Source organism: Streptomyces sp. NPDC053493 (assembly GCF_044544825.1).
GTDB lineage: Bacteria > Actinomycetota > Actinomycetes > Streptomycetales > Streptomycetaceae > Streptomyces.
Map to the genome: position 1 here is coordinate 331,926 of NZ_JBITXS010000003.1, position 16,485 is coordinate 348,410.

Annotated in this window: 9 protein-coding genes and 1 pseudogene; 6 read left to right on the plus strand and 4 right to left on the minus strand. The window is 75.1% G+C overall.

Going from position 1 to position 16,485, the window contains the following annotated elements:
- Positions 1-275 precede the first annotated feature (275 nt).
- Together ACIGO8_RS11425 and ACIGO8_RS11430 are read left to right on the plus strand one after the other, a co-directional pair.
- Positions 276-1,319 (plus strand): hypothetical protein, encoded by a 1,044-nt coding sequence (locus ACIGO8_RS11425; RefSeq protein WP_399727505.1) that lies wholly within the window; start codon positions 276-278, stop codon positions 1,317-1,319.
- A gap of 54 nt (positions 1,320-1,373) precedes the next feature.
- Positions 1,374-2,285 (plus strand): hypothetical protein, encoded by a 912-nt coding sequence (locus tag ACIGO8_RS11430; RefSeq protein WP_399727508.1) that lies wholly within the window; start codon positions 1,374-1,376, stop codon positions 2,283-2,285.
- 31 nt (positions 2,286-2,316) lie between these two features.
- Here ACIGO8_RS11430 and ACIGO8_RS11435 read toward each other — a convergent pair whose 3' ends face one another.
- The gene (locus ACIGO8_RS11435; protein WP_399727510.1) at positions 2,317-4,392 is read right to left on the minus strand and encodes a SpoIIE family protein phosphatase; all 2,076 of its coding nucleotides are present in this window, start codon (positions 4,390-4,392) and stop codon (positions 2,317-2,319) included.
- A 347-nt stretch (positions 4,393-4,739) separates the two neighbouring features.
- Positions 4,740-5,144 (minus strand): DUF6328 family protein, encoded by a 405-nt coding sequence (locus ACIGO8_RS11440; RefSeq protein WP_399727513.1) that lies wholly within the window; start codon positions 5,142-5,144, stop codon positions 4,740-4,742.
- A 398-nt stretch (positions 5,145-5,542) separates the two neighbouring features.
- Here ACIGO8_RS11440 and ACIGO8_RS11445 point away from each other — a divergent pair, with 398 nt between their 5' ends.
- Positions 5,543-8,494 carry a BTAD domain-containing putative transcriptional regulator gene (locus ACIGO8_RS11445; protein WP_399727516.1) on the plus strand — a complete coding sequence of 984 codons (2,952 nt, stop codon included), beginning with the start codon at positions 5,543-5,545 and terminating at the stop codon, positions 8,492-8,494.
- 35 nt (positions 8,495-8,529) lie between these two features.
- Positions 8,530-9,873, plus strand: coding sequence for an FAD-dependent monooxygenase (locus ACIGO8_RS11450; protein ID WP_399727519.1), 1,344 nt, complete (start codon positions 8,530-8,532; stop codon positions 9,871-9,873).
- Here the strand turns inward: ACIGO8_RS11450 and ACIGO8_RS11455 are convergent.
- Positions 9,851-10,336, minus strand: coding sequence for a hypothetical protein (locus ACIGO8_RS11455; protein WP_399727522.1), 486 nt, complete (start codon positions 10,334-10,336; stop codon positions 9,851-9,853). The two genes, ACIGO8_RS11450 and ACIGO8_RS11455, sit on opposite strands and share 23 nt — an antisense overlap.
- A 354-nt stretch (positions 10,337-10,690) precedes the next feature.
- On the opposite strand from ACIGO8_RS11455, the gene ACIGO8_RS11460 reads away from it, so the two are divergent.
- Positions 10,691-12,337 carry an alpha/beta fold hydrolase gene (locus ACIGO8_RS11460; RefSeq protein WP_399727525.1) on the plus strand — a complete coding sequence of 549 codons (1,647 nt, stop codon included), beginning with the start codon at positions 10,691-10,693 and terminating at the stop codon, positions 12,335-12,337.
- Positions 12,334-14,085: an alpha/beta fold hydrolase gene (locus ACIGO8_RS11465; protein ID WP_399727528.1), complete on the plus strand. Its 1,752-nt coding sequence runs from the start codon at positions 12,334-12,336 to the stop codon at positions 14,083-14,085. The genes ACIGO8_RS11460 and ACIGO8_RS11465 overlap by 4 nt, the downstream gene beginning before the upstream one ends.
- 163 nt (positions 14,086-14,248) lie before the next feature.
- Here ACIGO8_RS11465 and ligA read toward each other — a convergent pair.
- Positions 14,249-16,340, minus strand: a pseudogene (ligA, locus tag ACIGO8_RS11470) (NAD-dependent DNA ligase LigA).
- Positions 16,341-16,485: the final 145 nt, after the last annotated feature.

Genomic DNA, 16,485 nt, shown 5'->3' on the forward strand with positions numbered 1-16,485 from the left:
AGAAACGGAGATCGCCCAACGTCCTGCCCCCCAGCCACCCCAGAAGACAGTGGCCGCCCCGCCTCGGCACACATGTCTAAATATGTGTCACCTTATTAACCACAGCGTCGCGCCCGGTGTCGAGAGCCCGTTGAGCCTGTGGTGATCAGCCGTTGAACCCGGCCGGACACAATCACCGTGCCGCGGGCCCGCCGGAGACGTTCCGGTCATCGCCCGCCCGCCCCCTCGGCCGCCGGTGGCGCCGGGCCTGACCATACATTCGGAGGCGGACGTCCGTGAACACCGCACTGCTCTACCGGCTTCTCGACGCCGACCCGGCCGCCGGGCCGGCCGAACTGCTCCACCGCGCCCGGGGCTGCCGCCACCTGCCCCACCTGGTCCTCTCCGCCCTGGACCGCGACGGCGTCCGGATGGGCGAGCCCGCCCGCGCCGAACTCCGCCGCGCCCGCGAGCGCGCCGCCCACTACGCCCGTACGGCAGCCGCCCTCGCCCGCTCCACCGGCGTCCGCGCCGTCCGCGGCCTCCCGCTCGCCGGCTACTACCCGGCCGGCCTGCTCCGGCCGCTGGACACCCTTGACCTCGTCGCGCCCGACGAGGCGGCCCTGTGGCAGGCCGTCATCCGTCTGGTCACCGACCACCCGGTCGAACACATCGACGTCTCCCTGCTCGGCGAACGTCCCCACCACACCACCGTCACGGTCCACTGGCCCGCCGAGGACCCGCTCGTCGACCCCTGGTACCGCGTCCAGCTCACCACCGCCGCGCTGCCCGGCGACGGCTCGGCCGTGCCCGTACGGCCGTATCTGGTCGCCGACGCGCACGTCGAATGCCTCATCGCCCTCGCCGAATCCCGTCTCCAGCGGCCCGCCCAGCCTCCCGGACCCGTCACGCTCCTCGACATCGCGAGCCTCACCCAGCAGCCCTTCGAACCCGCCGAGACCGCGGCCGTCCTCGCCGCCTACCGCCTCGCTCCCGAGGCCGCCGCCCTCCTCGACGACGCGGCCGGCCACCTCCCGCTCGGCCACCTCGCCGCCGTACGCGCCGAACTGGCGCCCGCGCTCGCCCCGGAGCACCGCCGCCGCGCCGAGGCCGCCACCGGCCGGCGGCAGCTCCCCACCCGCCACGGCACCCTGCTGCGCCGCACCGCCATCCGCCACGACTGGGACGAGGCCCGCCTCCTCGCCCCGGCCCCCGGCACCTCGCTCCTCCTCACGCCCGTCGCCGACTACCTCCTCACCCCGAGCCCCGCCGGCCTCACCACTCCCACCACCCGCACCGCCGCCCTCCAGGCCCTCCACCACTGGGACACGCTCTGTTGAACCCTCCGTGCGCGCGGGCTTCCGCCCCGGCGCCCCGGGCGGGATCCTGACTCCATGAAGACGACGGGGCGGGTCATCAGACGATGGGTGTGCGTGGCCGGTGGGGTGTGGGCGGCCTCCGAGGTCCTGAACCAGTTACGGATCGGCGGCAGCGCGGGCGAACGGGCGGGAGCCGCGGCCTTCGTCGCCGCGGTGTTCACCGCGGTCGTCGTGCTCGTGCCCATGCCCTTGCAGAAGCTGCTCGGGCGGGCCGTGGCGCGCAATCAGCGGCGCATGGCCGACGAGCCCGACTGGGGCAGCTCCGACTGGGAGTTCTTCGCCCCGATGCGGCGGCACTTCTTCCATGTCGGTGTCGGCATGGTGCTGTCGCTCGTGGTCCTGACGGTCCTCGGACCCGTGGGGCTGTGGGCCGGGGCGGAGCTGGGCGCCCGGCTCGGCCTGGACGTCGAACTCGCCGACGGACTGCGGGCCCTCGTCACCGTCGCGCTCGTCGTCGCCGCCGTGGACACGCTGCTGCTGCTCGTCCTCGCCCTGCCGACGAAGCGCGGCCGCGCCGCGGCCCTGCGCTCCCTGCTCGGCTACGTCCTGTGCTCGGCCGGCCTGGCGCTCGCGGTCGTGTGGCTGGACGCCGTCGAGGTGTCCGACCCGCGGTGGCTCACCCTCGCCGTCGTCGGCGCCCTGTTCCACCTGCGCTTCTCCCTGACCCTGAGCCTGCCGGTCCCCGGCCTCGCGTCGCTGGTCCTGGTCGCGGTCAACGCGCTGGTGCTCTGGCTGATCGCGTGGTTCACCGGCCTGCTCCAGGTCGACGGCTTCTGGCCGCTCGTCGGCACGGTCGCCCTGATGTGGGCCGCGGAATGGCCGAGCCGCCTCGCCGCCGCCGCCGCCGAGGCCCGCACCAACCCGCCCCAGCCTCCGCACGACCCGTTCTGGCACGAGCACCACATGCCGCAGTCGCCGCTGTACTGACCCTCCGGGGGGGGCGTCAGCGGGGCGCGGGTCAGCGCGGGGCGGCCGGCAGGCGGGTGGCGAGCAGCGCGATGTCGTCGTCCGCCGAGGAAGGGACCAGATGGGTGAGGAGGGTGTCGCAGAGCTGGTCGAGTGAGGGCGAGGGCTGCGTCAGCACATGGGTCAGCTCGGCGAGCCGGTCGTCGATGTCGCTGCCGCGGGCCTCGACGAGCCCGTCGGTGTAGAGCACCAGGACGCTCCCCGGCTCGAGCGTGACGTCGGTGGTGGTGAACGAGGCCTCGCCGACACCGAGCGGAGGTCCGGCCGGGACGTCGAGGAGGCGGGCCGTGCCGTCGGGCAGGACCAGCGCCGGCGGCGGGTGCCCGGCCCGGGTGATGCGGCAGTGCCCGTCGGCCGGGTCGAGCACCGCGTAACAGAAGGTCGCGAGCGTCGGCTCGGCCAGGTCCTCGAGCGTGGCCTCCAGCTGGCGCAGCAGCTCCTCGGGTCGCAGGTCGAGCCGCGCCAGGGCGCGGACGCTGGCCGACAGCCGCCCCATGACGGCGGCGGCGGTCGTGCCGTGGCCCATCACGTCGCCGATGACGAGCCCGGCCTTGCCGCCGGCGAGGCGGATCACGTCGTACCAGTCGCCGCCCACCTCCTGGGCGTCGCCGGCCGGCAGATAGCGGTGGGCGACCTCGACGCCGGGCGGCGGGGTGATGTGCTGGGGCAGCATGCTGCGCTGCAGGATCAGGGCCGTGTCGTGCTCGCGGTGGTAGAGGCGGGCGTTGTCCACGCAGACCGCGGCGCGGGCGGCGAGATCGCCGGCCAGCGCCTCGTCGTCGTCCGTGAACGGCCCGATCGGCCGGCGGCGGTAGAAGGTGGCCAGGCCCAGGACCACACCGCGGGCCATCAGCGGCACCATCATGAACGAGTGCACGCCCAGGTCCAGCAGCCGGGCGGGAGCGCCGGAGTGGCGCGCGGCCGGCGCGATGGCCTGCTCGTCCAGCCGGGCGATGACGAAGGAGCGGCGCGCCGCCAGGGCCTGGGTGTACGGCGCGTTGGCCGGGAACATGAGGGTGCGGCCGAGCGGGGCGAGGGTGTCGGTGATGACACAGCCGGTCAGCGGGGCCTTGCCCAGACGGCGCAGCGCGATGCCGCCGACGAGCCCGGGACCGAGGTCGCCGCTGGTGGCGAGGCTCTCCAGGACGTCGACGGTGACGGCGTCGGCGAGGTCGGGAACGGTCGCGTCGGCGAGCTCCTGTGCCGTCCGCTCCAGATCCAGGCTCGTGCCGATCTTCGAGGTGGCCTCGTTGATCAGCGCGAGGCGGCGGCGGCCGGCCGCGGCCTCCAGCTCGGCCCGCTGCTGGGTGGTGATGTCGATCAGCGTGGCGGTCAGCCCGATCGGTTGGCCCTCCGGGTCCTCCAGGCGCACGTACGAGCACGACCACACCCGGTCGTGGTCGGGGTCGGCGGGCGTGCGGCCGGTGCGCCGGAAGTCGAGGATCGGCTCGCCGCGCTCCAGGACCTGCCGCATCGCCGCCTCCATGTCGGCGGCGTTCACGCCCGGAAGGATCTCCACCAGGCGCCGGCCGATGTGCGCGGCCTCGGGCAGGCCGTTCATCGCCTCCAGGGCGGGATTCACCCGCAGGAACCGCAGCTGGGTGTCGAAGACGGCGACGCCGACCGGTGAGCGGGCGAACAGGCCGTCCCAGACGGCGGAGGAGCCGCGGATCGCGCGGGCGGCGTGCGCGTCGGCCGCGAAGACCAGGACCGTGGTGCCGCCGCGGGTGCGGGCGGGCACGGGCGTCGCCCAGATCTCCAGCTCGACCGGGTGCCCGTCGCGGTGCCAGGCGCTCACCGCGCCCGTCAGGCCGCGGCCGCCGGCCACCCGCTCCCACAGCGAGCGGCCCAGATTGCGGTCCGCGCCGGGATGCAGCAGGTCGGAGATGTGCCGTCCGACGACCTCGCGGGCCTCGTAGCCGAGCAGGTCCTGCGCGGCGCGGTCCCAGCGCACGATCGTGCCGGCCTGGTCGGTGGCCACGGCGGCCACCGGCAGCGCGCCGAGCCAGCCGCCCGCGTCCCGCCCGGCGCCGCTGGTCGGATCCGCTTCCACCGGGTTCGTCGCCACAGGTCGCTCACCGCCATGCCGTGTCTGCTTTCAGTATCCGCATGCCGCCACCGCCGCGCCCGCTCGTACCGGCGCGCGGGCCGGTCGGCCGCGCGGTGCGGTCCGCGGCGAGAGTCCGGGACGGCGTCACGCCGCTGCTCGTCGGTGCGCCGTCCGGGTGGAGCCGGGCCCGCCGGCGGCGGGCGCCTCGGTGTTCCCGGCCGCCTCTGGGGCCGACGGGTAGGACGTACGGCGGAGGTGACCGTGCTCTTGCCGCCCGAGGCCACGCTGGGGCAGGTGGTCACCGACGTAGGGCCGCCGGGAGCCGTCCGTGCCGCCTCACGCGGCGGCGTCGTCGCCCGGTGGCCTCACGCGGCCGGACGGCGCCCGGCCCGGCGGCGCAGGCGCAGCGGCACCACGTACCAGCACATGCCGAACCAGATCATCACCGTGACGACCATGACCACGGCGTACGGCGTGGACAGGACCAAGGCCAGGATGAGCAGCAGCGAGCAGGCGACGGTGAGCGCCAGGAGCACCATGCCGCACGCCATCATGCGCCCGGCGACCTCCACGACCTCGTCCTTCATACGCAGTCCGGACAGCCACCGGTGGATCGCCACCGGCGCGATCAGCGCGGCCGTCGAGCACGCGCCCAGCACCACGGTCAGGACGTAGAGCGACCGGCCGAACGGCGAGAGGGTGTCGGCCCGCGAGGTGAAGGCGATGCTGAGCAGGAAACCGAAGAGCACCTGTACGCCCGTCTGTGCCACCCGCGTCTCCTGGAGGACCTCGCCCCACCGCCGGTTCACCCGTTCCCGGGCGGTCTCCGGCCGCTCCGGCCCTTCGGGGCCCGCACGGCCGCCGTCCGGCCGCACATCGGCGACGGTGCTTTCCTCCGGCGCTGCCGGCGGGAGATCTCGGGCTCGGCTGTACATGGCGCCCTCCTCGGGAGCAGCGTCTACCCAGGCATCCGGCCCGGCAACCCGGCCCCCGCCGTCCCGGTGAGCCTGCCTGCCCGGTGAGCGCACCAGGCCACGGGCCGCCCGGACCCAGGAGCACGGGCCCGGGCACGGGTGAACTCCGGGGACGCGTCCTCGGGTCGTACCGCGCCCCGTCCGGGCGCCAGGCCGCTCGACCCGATGATCAAGACGGTCGCATAATCAGCCCCATGCGCTTCGGAATCCTCGGCCAGACGCGGGCATGGGACCACCACGGGACCGAGATCCCGCTCGGCGGACCGGCCCGCCGGGCCCTGCTCGCGCTGCTCCTCGCCCGGCCCGGAGAGCCGGTGTCCGCGGACCTGCTCGCCGAGGAGATCGACCCGGACGGCCCGCTGTCGGACCACGCCGTCCAGTCGCAGGTCTCCCGGCTGCGTACGGCCCTGCGCGCGGCCGCCGACACGGCGCCGGGTCCGGCAGCCATGATCGAACGGGCCGGAGACGGCTACCGGATCGACGTGCCGGCCGACGCCGTCGACGCCTGCCGGTTCGAGCGGCTGACGGCCCGGGGCCGGGCCGCCCTCCACCGCGGCGACGGCACGGAGGACGCCGAGCGCGCGGCCGCCCTGCTGCGCGAGGCGCTGGAGCTGTGGCGGGGCCCCGCGCTCGACGGCGTCGCCGACCGCCCGTCGGTCCAGGCCACCGCCGTACGGCTCGAGGAACTGCGGACCGGGGCGCTCGAGGACCGGTACGAGGCCGCGCTGCGCCTCGGCGAACACCGGGCCGCCGTACCGGAACTGCGGGAACTGGTGAGCCGGCATCCGCTGCGGGAACGGCCCGCCGGGCTGCTCATGCGCGCGCTGTCCGCCGACGGCGGCCAGGCCGAGGCACTGCTGGTCTACGAACGGACCCGGCGCCGTCTCGCCGAGGAACTGGGCGCCGATCCCTCACCCGAACTGACCGCGCTGCACCGCGAGTTGCTCCAGCACGATCCGACGCCGGCGCCCGCCGCGCCGCCGGCCCCGCTGACCTCCTTCGTGGGGCGTACGGCAGAGGTGGACGAGGTCGCCGGGCTGCTCCGGGTGGCCCGGCTCGTCACCCTCACCGGACCCGGCGGCGTCGGGAAGACCCGGCTCGCGGCCGAGGTCGCCGGCACCCTGAACGACGAGCTGTGCTTCGTCGAACTGGCGCCGCTGCGCGACGGCGACGGCCTCCCGCAGGCCCTGCTGAACGCGCTCGGCCTGCGCGAGACCGGCCTCCAGGCCGCCGGTGCGGCGCGCGCCCCGCTCGACCGGCTGATCACGGCCCTCACCGACCGGACGCTGCTGCTCGTCCTCGACAACTGCGAGCATGTCGTCGACGAGGCCGCCGCGTTGGCCGCCCGGCTCCTCGCCGCCTGCCCACGGCTGCGCGTCCTCGCCACCAGCCGGGAACCGCTCGGCGTCATCGGTGAACACCTCTGCCCCGTCGGACCGCTCGACGACGACGCGGCCGTGCGGCTCTTCACCGACCGCGCCGCCGCCGTACGGCGCGGGCCCGCGCCCGACCCGCGGCTCGTCCGCCGCGTCTGCGCGGCGGTCGACGGCCTGCCGCTGGCCATCGAGCTCACCGCGGCGCGGCTGCGCACCCTCGACATCGACGACCTCGCGAACCGCCTCGACGACCTGCTCGGCATGGCGGCCCGCGGCAACCGCACGGCCGACGAACGGCACCGCACCCTGCGCTCGGTGGTGGCCTGGGGCTGGGACCTGCTGTCCGAGCCCGAGCGGCGGGCCGCCCGCCGCTTCGCCGTCTTCGCCGGAGGCGCCACGGCCGAGGCCGCGGCACGCGTGTGCGAAACGGACGGCGAGACGCTGGAGTCGCTCGCCGACAAGTCCTTCATCCGGACCGGTGGCGGCCGCTACCGCATGCTGGAGACCATCCGCGCCTACGCCGCGGAACAGCTGGCGGCCGCGGGCGAGGAGGAGACCACCGGCCGCGCCCACGCCCTGGACCTCCTGCACCGCTTCCGCACCGCGGACCCGTTCCTGCGCGGCACCGCCCAACTGGACTGGCTGCCCGCCCTGTCGGCCGAACACGACAACCTGCTGGCCGCACTGCGCTGGGCCGTCGCCACCCGCGCGGCGGACACCGGCCGCCGGCTCCTGGCCTGCGCCGCCACCTCCCTGTGGATCCAGGGACGGGCCTCCGCGGTCGCCCCGCACGCGAGCGCCCTGCTCGACGCGACCGACGTCGGACGGTCCGCCCGCCTCCCGTCCGCGGACGGCGAGGAGTACGCGGTGTGCGTGCTGCTCGCCGCGGGCGACGGACCGACCGGGCGGGCGGTCTGGGAGGCACACCGGGACGCGGCCGGCAGGGCGCTCGCGGAGGCGTGGGCGGGCGGCGAGCGGGTCGGGAGCCTGCCGGCCGCCCTGCTGCTGTGGATGATGCGCAACGCGGGCCAGGACGCCGAACCCGCCCAGGTGCGCGCCGCGTTCGACGTCGTCGCCGCCCAGCGCACGAGCCCCGAACCGTGGGCGCGGGCCGTCGCCCGCTACGTATCGGCCTTCGGAGCTCTCGGCGACGGGGACACGGCGACGGCCGAGCGGGCCCTGGACGAGGCCGTCGAGGGCTTCCGGGCGCTCGGCGACCGCTGGGGCACGGCGCTCGCGCTGGACGCGCTGGCCGGCCTCGCGGGCGGGCGCGGCGACCGCGCCCGCGCCGTGGCCCTCACCGAACAGGCCCTCGCCCTCACCGAACAGCTCGGCGCCCTGGAGGACTCCGCCGACCTCCTCGTCAACCGGGGCGACCAGCTCGCCGCCGACGACCGCCCCGCCGCCCGCGCCGACTACACCCGGGCCGCCGAACTCGCCGCGAGCGCCGGCAGCGCCGACCGGCTCGCCGCCGCCCTGCGCGGACAGGGCGACCTCGCGCTCGCGGAGGGCGACCTGACGGCGGCGGAGCGCCTCTACACCGAGGGGCTGGAGCGGATCGACCGGCACTGGATCAAGTCCCTCGGCAATCAGGTCCGTACGCTCGCCGGACTCGGCCGCGTCGCCGCCGCCCGCGGCGACCACACCACCGCCCAGACCCGCTACGCCGAGGCCGTACGGGCCGCCTCCGGCCTGGGCCCGGCCGCCGCCGAGCTGCTGCGCCTCTTCGGGCTTCCCGAAGCCCTCGCCGGCGCGGTGAGCGAGCGGTGAGCCGGCGGTGAGCGGCCCCGCGCATGCTCACCGCCATGAAGAACTCACCTTCCTCGAACGACTCCGCCCGCCCGACCAACTCCACCTCCGCGCACGACTCCGCCCGCCCGACCAACCGCTTGCAGAACCCCACCGCCTCGGACGGTTCCACCGGCCCGCACCACGGTCGCGACCCGAAGCGCCGCACCGCCTCCGTCTCCCGGAACCGCACCGTCCTCATCTCCGGCGCGTCCGTGGCCGGCCCCGCCCTCGCCTATTGGCTCCGCCGCCATGGCTTCTGTCCCACCGTCGTCGAACGCGCCCCGGCGCTGCGCGACGGCGGCTACGCCGTCGACTTCCGCGGCGAGGCCCATCTGTCGGTCCTGCGCCGCATGGGCATCCTGCCCGCGCTCGAAGCCGCCCGCACCGGCACCGGTTCCCTGCGGTACGTCAACGCGGCCGGCAAGCCGCAGGCCGAGCTGCCGGCCGACCTGTTCGCCGGTGACCTCGAGATCCTCCGCGGCGACCTCGCCCGCGTCCTCCACGACGCGACCAAGGACGACACCGAGTACGTCTTCGGAGACTCCGTCACCTCGCTCACCGAGGACGCCGACGGCGTGGACGTCACCTTCGAACGCGGCGCGCCGCGCCGCTTCGACCTGGTCGTCGGCGCCGACGGACTGCACTCGCTCACCCGCCGGCTGACCTTCGGGCCCGAGGAGCGGTTCGTCCGGCACCTGGGCGTCTACTGCGCCGTCTTCACCACCGCCAACCACCTCGGCCTCGACCGCACCGGCCACGCCTACCGCACCGCGGGCAAGCTGGTCGCGATGTACAGCGCGCGCCACAACACCGAGGCCAAGGCCATGTTCTACTTCGGCTCGCCGCTGCTCGGCCTGGACCGCCGCGACGTCCCGCGGCAGCAGGCCGTTCTCCACGAGCACTTCGCCGGCAACGGCTGGGAGAGCGACCGGCTCCTGCACGCCATGCGCCACGCGCCCGACTTCTACTTCGACTCCGTCGGGCAGGTCCGCATGGACACCTGGACCCGCGGCCGGGTCGCGCTGGTCGGCGACGCCGCCGCCTGCCCGTCGTCGTTGTCGGGCATGGGCTCCGGCCTGGCCCTGGTCGGCGCGTACGTCCTCGCCGGCGAACTGGCCGCCGCGGACGGCGACCACACCGTCGCCTACGCCCGCTACGAGCACGAGATGCGGGCCTACGCCACCGGCTGCCAGAAGATGGGCGACGGCGTCGCCAAGCTGATGGTGCCCGACAGCCGCCTGACGGCCTCGCTCCTCAACCGCTACTACAAGGCGCTGCCCTACCTCCCCGGCAAGAACATGGCCGCCAGGATCGCCCGCCGGACGGCCGAGAACATCACGCTCCGCGACTACACGTGAGCCGGGGACGGCGCTGCTGCCGTGCGGGTGAGGCTCCCGTGTGGCAGCCGTCGCCCTCGGTCAGCACCGCAGCCACGCCCTGAACGTCCGTCCACCCGGAGGCGCCGTCCGTCGGTGACCCACCGCGCAGCACGACCCGGCACGCGTACTCCTCGACCACGACCGTGTTCCACCCGCCGTTGCGCAGTCTCACCCGCCACCCGGGCACGCCGCCGCGCAGGTGTCCCGTCGTCCAGTCGGCCCGCCAGCCCAGGTGTGGACGTACGGTACGGGCGTACTGGGCGCGGGCCAGGGCCGCGCCGGCCGCGACCGCCAGCAGGCTGCCGAGCGGCTCCATGTCGAGCAGCTCGAGCCGCCACGGCCATGAGGCCCGCGCCTGCGCCGTCGCGTTGGCCGGGACGATCTCCCAGCCGAGCACCGCCGTCAGCAGCACGAGCAGAACGATCGGCGCCGTGAAGAGCAACGGACTGCACCGCACCCGCCGTTGGGCGTCCAGCCGCACCGCCGGCCCGCCTCACCTGAACCTGCCCACTGGCGGCTTCCCCCGGTTCGCGGAACAGGAGCCCGCCGACCGCGGGGACGGTCGGCGGACCTCGACCGGGCCATGGTGCCCGAGGCCGGGCGCGGCCGAACGGGCCGTCGCGGGCACCGGTGCGCCTGGACTGCTCCGAGTGGCGCTCACCGGTGGTGGACGTCCGTCCCCGCCCGGAGGCTGGCCTCGCGGTGGCCGCCACCCGACGCCGACGCGGACGGGCGGAGCCGCCCGGCATCGTCCTCACTCTCGGCAAGGCCGAGGTCGTCAGAAAGACGGAAGCACATGGCGGAACAGGACTTCAGCCCAGGCCGCCTGCCGTTCGCCCGCGCGAGCGGCAGATCCGTACGAAGGCGGGCACGGCGCGGACCTGCCCCGCGCCGCTCCCGGCGGCCGTCCACCGCGGCCGCGCTCGTCGCGGCCGGCCTGGCCTTCCTCGGCGCCCTCGGTCCGGCACCGAGCAGCGCCGCGGCACCCACCCTCGCCGAGCCGCACCCGAGCCCTCCCGGCCGGTTCGTGCCCGGTCCCTGCCCGAAGACGCCCGAGCCGATCCCCGGCCGGTGCGGAGTCCTGGAAGTGCCGGAGAGCCGCTCCCACCACGGCGGACGGACCGTCAAGCTGACCGTGGCCGTCATCCCGGCCGAGTCCACGACACCCGCCGAGCCGGTCGTGTTCATGGAGGGAGGCCCTGGCGGCGACGCGATCGGCGCCCTTCCCTTCCTCATCGCCTCCGGCCTGAACCGTGACCGCGATCTGATCGTCATGACCCAGCGCGGCGGGCTCCACTCGCAGCCGAACCTCGCCTGCCCCGAGATCGACCGCTTCAACGCCGCCGCCGTCGGACTGCCCTACGACGCGCCCTCCACCGGAAGGCGCCTGGTGCGCGCCGCGAAGGAGTGCCGGGACCGTCTGACGGCCGACGGCGTCGACCTGCGCGCCTACAACACCACCGAGAACGCGGCCGACTTCGCCGCCCTGCGCAAGGCGCTCGGAATCCACCGGTGGAACGTCTACGGCTACTCCTACGGCACCGACCTGGCCCTCACCTACCTGCGCCGGCACCCGCGCGGCATCCGCTCGGTGGCGATCGACTCGGTCGTCCCTCCGCAGATCGTCAGCCTGCCCTGGGCCTGGGACAGCGCCCGGGAGGGCATCCAGGCGATCTTCGCGGCGTGCGAGGCCCAGCCCCGCTGCGAGAGCCGCTATCCCGACCTGTCCCGCACGCTCACCGAGCAGGTCCGGCGGCTGGAGGCGCACCCCCTGAGCCTGACGGTCGCGCCGCCAGGCGGCGGAAATCCCGTCAAGGTCGTCCTCGACGGCGGCACGCTGGTCAACCTGCTGGTCGCCGACGGCGGCGCCCTGCCGGCCGTCGACGTCCCGGCGGCGCTCGACGAACTCGCCCACGGCGATCCGCACCGCTTCGCCCAGGCCCAGGCCGCCGGCGCGACGCCGGTCATCGGCGAGTTCGCGCACGGTCTGACCCACTCGGTGGCGTGCAGCGAATGGGTGCCGGGTCATTCGAAGGCCGACGTCCTCCGGGCGGGGCGGCGGGCGTTCCCCGGATGGCCCGACACGGTCCTGGCACACGCGCCGCAGCTTCCCTTCGAGCACGACCTGTGCCGCGTCTGGAACGTGCCGGACCGCACCCCTGTCCAGCGCGTCACCACTTACAGCGAGGTGCCGACGCTCATCGTCTCCGGCACCTTCGACGCCAAGACCGGCGCGAGCTGGGGGCCGTACACGGGCCGCACGCTGCCGCGCTCGACCGCGGTGCTCATTCCCGGGATCGGCCACTTCGTCGTTCCCCAGTCGCCCTGCGCGGCGAGCGTCCTCACCTCCTTCCTCCGGCGCCCGACCGCGCCCGACACCGGCTGCGTGGCCGGACTCGCGCCGAAACCCTTCACCATCACCCCCGAACGGGAGACTTCATGACGTCCCTCCGCCCACCCCGACGCCGGCGCGGCCCGCGCCGGCTCCCCGCCGCGCTGGCCGGGGCGACGGCCGGTGTCCTCGCCGCCGCTCTCGTCGCGGCTCCCGCCCGGGCCGAGTCAGGTCCCGCGGCGCCGCTCGGCACGGTCGCCCGGACGGCGGGCCACGCCCGTTTCGAGCCGGGGCCCTGCCCGAGGACGGCGGACCCGATCCCCGCCCTGAAGGACGCCCACTGCGGAACGCTCACCGTCCCCGAGAAGCGTGAGCGGCACGACGGGCGTGACGACCACGAGGGGCCGGACGGCCACGACGGGCCGGGCGACCACGAGGGGCCTGACGACCACGACGGGCCGGGCGACTACGACGGGCGTGACGAGTACGACGGGCCCGGCGACCACGGCGACCACGACGGGTCGGGCGGCCACCATGGCCACGGGCGCACGGTCCGCCTCGGCGTGGCCGTCATCCCGGCGGCCTCGAAGAGGCCCGCGGGCGATCCGATCGTGTGGCTGGCCGGCGGACCCGGCGACGACGCGGTCTCCGAGATCCCCATGGCGCTGGCCGGCGGCCTGAACCGCGACCGCGACGTGATCTTCATGGGCCAGCGCGGGACCTACTCGGCCGATCCGCGGCTCACCTGCCCGAACGTCGACGAGTTCGCCGCCGAATCCCTCGGCCTCGTCTTCGGCGCCCCGTCGACCGGGCGCCTGCACGTCGAGGAGACGCGCAAGTGCCGCGACCGGGTGGTGGGCCTCGGCGCCGACCCCAGCGCCTACAACGGCACCGAGAGCGCCGCCGACTACGACGACCTGCGCAAGACGCTGGGCATCAGGAAATGGAACGTGTTCGGCATCTCCTACGGGACCGACCTCGCGCTCCTCTACCTGCGCCTGCACCCGCAGGGCATCCGGGCGGTCGGCATCGACGGCGTCCTGCCGCCGTCCCTGGCCGGAGGCGCCGTGACCTGGCGCGCCGCGCGGGAGGGCTTCGACGGCCTGTTCAAGGCCTGCGCGGACCAGCCCGCCTGTGACACCCGCTATCCGCACCTCAAGGCCACCTTCGAGCGCCTCGTCGGCGAACTCGAGGCCCGGCCGGTCACCACCACGGTCACGGTCCCCGGCCGGCCCCAGCCGGTGAAGGTCGTCCTCGACGGCGGCGTCCTGGTGAACTGGCTGGCCTCCGCCACCCATGTGGCGGCCGGCGTGCCCCGCTCCATCGACGAACTGGCCCACGGCAACCCGCGGCGGATCGCCGAGCAGTGGGCGGGCGGCAAGCTCAGCCCCCAGGCCGTCGGAAGGACGTCCCACGGGCTCGCCTACGGCATCTTCTGCCGGGAGTGGACACCCTACGAGAGCGAGGCCGACGTGCTCCGGGCCGGCCGGCGCCTCTTCCCGACCTTCCCTCGCTCGGTGCTGGTCAACGCTCCGTTCCTCGCCTGGCTCCACCAGGACTGCGAGGCCTGGGACGTGCCTCCGGCCGACCCGTCGGTCCGGCAGCGGACGTACAGCGACGTCCCGGCGCTCGTGCTGTCCGGCGGGTTCGACGCCCAGACCGCGCCGAGCAGCGGACCGTACGCCGCCCGCACACTGAGCCGGTCCACCGCCGTCACGGTTCCCTACGTCGCCCACGTGGTCTTCGCCGACTCGGCGTGCGCCCAGTCCATCACCCGCTCGTTCTTCGAGACGCCGACCGCGCCGGACACCCGCTGCCTGGCGGACCTGCGGCCGCCCACGTTCGAGATCGCCCCCTAGACGGCGCCACTCACCGGCCGGCGCCCGCTCCGATGCATGCCGGTGCGGCCCGAGGTCCCGTCCTCGGCCCGCACCGGTCCGGTCGACCCGGCTCGGAGGGCTGAGCCAGGTCGCGGCCGGGCGGGCCGGTGGGCGTGCCCGCACCGGTTCGCGAGGTGCGAGGTCAGCCGAGGTAGTCGGCGACGAGCTCGGCGAACTCCTCCGGCGTGAGGACCTCGACGCCGAGCTGCTGCGCCGCCGTCGCCTTCGCGCTCGGCCTGCCCGTCGGCGAGGAAGCGGCGACGAGGCAGGACGTCTTGGCGTTGACACCGCTGCCGGCCCGGCCGCCCGCGCGCTCGATCAGTTCCTTCATCTGGCTGCGCCCGAAGCCTTCCAGCCGGCCGGTCATCTTGCCCGTGACCACCACGGTCCGGCCCGCGAGCGGGCCCTGGCCGCCGGATTCGGCGCCGGATCCGCCGCCGGACCCGGCGACGGCTGCCTGTCGCGGTTCGGTCATGTTGACGCCCGCCGCGACCAGCTTGTCGACGACCGGGGCCAGTGCGGCGAGTTCGGCGACGACGACCGGAGCCTTCTCGGGGCCGATGCCCTCGACGGCCTGCAGGTCCTCGACCGTCGCGCCGCGTATCGCGTCCATCGTGCCGAAGTGCGCCGCGATCCGCCGCGACATGCTGCGGCCCGTGCCCGGTATGCCCAGCGCGCAGAACACCCGGCTGAGCGGACGGGTTCTGGCCAGCTCGATCTGCGCGGCGAGCTTCGCGCCACGCTTGGCGCTGCCGGACGCGATCGTCAACTGCTCCTCGGTCAGCGTGAACAGGTCCGCCACGTCCCTGACCGCGCCCGATTCGATCAGGGCCTTGACGGACGTGCGGCCCAGGCCGTCGACGTCGAGGATGTCCCGCCCGGCCGCGTACTCGATCAGCGGAGCGAGCGCGCACGCGGTGCCCTTCGCGCAGCGCCACCGTTCCTGGCTCTTGTCGATCCCGCCGCCGCAGTGGGGGCACGCGTCCGGCAGCGGCACCGGCACGGCGCCCTCGGGGCGCAGTTCGACGACCGGGGCCTGGACACGCGGGATGATGTCGCCGGCCTTGTAGACGGTGACGGTGTCCCCGAGGTGGAGGCCCCGGCGGGCGATGTCGGCCGGATTGTGGAGCGTGGCCCGGGCGACGGTGGAGCCGTCGACGTCGACCGGCGTGAGCACGGCGGTCGGCGCGAGCACACCGGTCCGGCCGACCTCCCACACCACGTCCTCGAGCACCGTCTGCCGCTCGACCGCCGGCAGCTTGTACGCGATCGCCCAGTACGGGAAGCGGCTGCCCAGCCCGGCCGCCTCCTGCTCGGCCGCGCTGTTGGCCTTGACGACCACGCCGTCGATGCCGAACGGCAGCCCCGCGCGCATCGCGGCGATCGCGTCCACCCGCTCCTGGGCCTCGGCGATCGTGCCGACCACGTGCAGCCCGGCCGGAGTGCCGGCCGTGGTCCGCACACCCGCCTCCGCGACCGCCGCCAGGACCTCCGCGTGCGTCGCCCCGGCGGGCAGGAACGCCACGCCGTCCAGGTCCACCGCGCCGTACGCCCAGAACGTCAACTCCAGGCGGTACGGCCGGTCCTTAGCCCGCAGCGTGCCGGCCGCGCCGTTGCGCGGGTTCGCGAACGGCGCCGCCCCGTGCGCCGTGCGCACCTCGTTCGCGTTCTCGAACTGCTCCTGCGTGAACAGCACCTCGCCGCGCCTCGAACGTGACCGGCTCGGCCAGCCGCTCGGGCAGACCTTCGACCGTGCCGATGACGTGGCTGACGTCCTCGCCACGGGCGCCGTCGCCGCGGGTGACGATCTGCACGAGCCGGCCGTCGCGATAACGCGCGGCGACGGCCGCGCCGTCCAGCTTGGGCTCGACGGTGAACCCGCCCTCGACCTCGCGGCCGAGCCGCCGCCTCAGCGACGCCTCCCACCCGGTCAGCTCCTCCGGGCTGAAGACGTTGTCGAGGCTGAGCAGCCGGGAGGTGTGCGGCACGTCGCCCTCGGGCGCGGCCCCGTCCGCGACGAGACCGGTCGGCGAACCGGCCTCCGCCTCGTCCGGGTGCCCGGCCTCCCAGTCCAGCACGGCACGGCGCAGCGCGTCGTACGCCACGTCGTCCAGCGGGCTGTTCTCGCCGCCGTAGTAGGCGCGCGAGGCCGCACGCAGCCGGTCGAGCGCGGCCGCGTAATCGGCACGGGTGGACAGGACGAAGTGCGCCTCAACGGCGGGAGATGCGGTCATGAAGCCATCATGTCGCGGGGGTCTGACAACGCCCTTCGGCGACGGAGCGCGCGAGCGGGCCGCGGGCCCGGCAGGGCACCTCCGCCCGCCGCCCGTTCGGTGTTCACCGCCCGCGCACGCGAATCCGTCACCGGATCCTCACCGC

What these genes read in the sequence shown, in the direction of transcription:
- ACIGO8_RS11465 (WP_399727528.1), top strand. Translation starts at nt 12,334, where the DNA reads ATGACGTCCCTCCGCCCACCCCGACGCCGGCGCGGCCCGCGCCGGCTC.
- ACIGO8_RS11430 (WP_399727508.1), top strand. Translation starts at nt 1,374, where the DNA reads ATGAAGACGACGGGGCGGGTCATCAGACGATGGGTGTGCGTGGCCGGT.
- ACIGO8_RS11450 (WP_399727519.1), top strand. Translation starts at nt 8,530, where the DNA reads ATGAAGAACTCACCTTCCTCGAACGACTCCGCCCGCCCGACCAACTCC.
- ACIGO8_RS11460 (WP_399727525.1), top strand. Translation starts at nt 10,691, where the DNA reads ATGGCGGAACAGGACTTCAGCCCAGGCCGCCTGCCGTTCGCCCGCGCG.
- ACIGO8_RS11445 (WP_399727516.1), top strand. Translation starts at nt 5,543, where the DNA reads ATGCGCTTCGGAATCCTCGGCCAGACGCGGGCATGGGACCACCACGGG.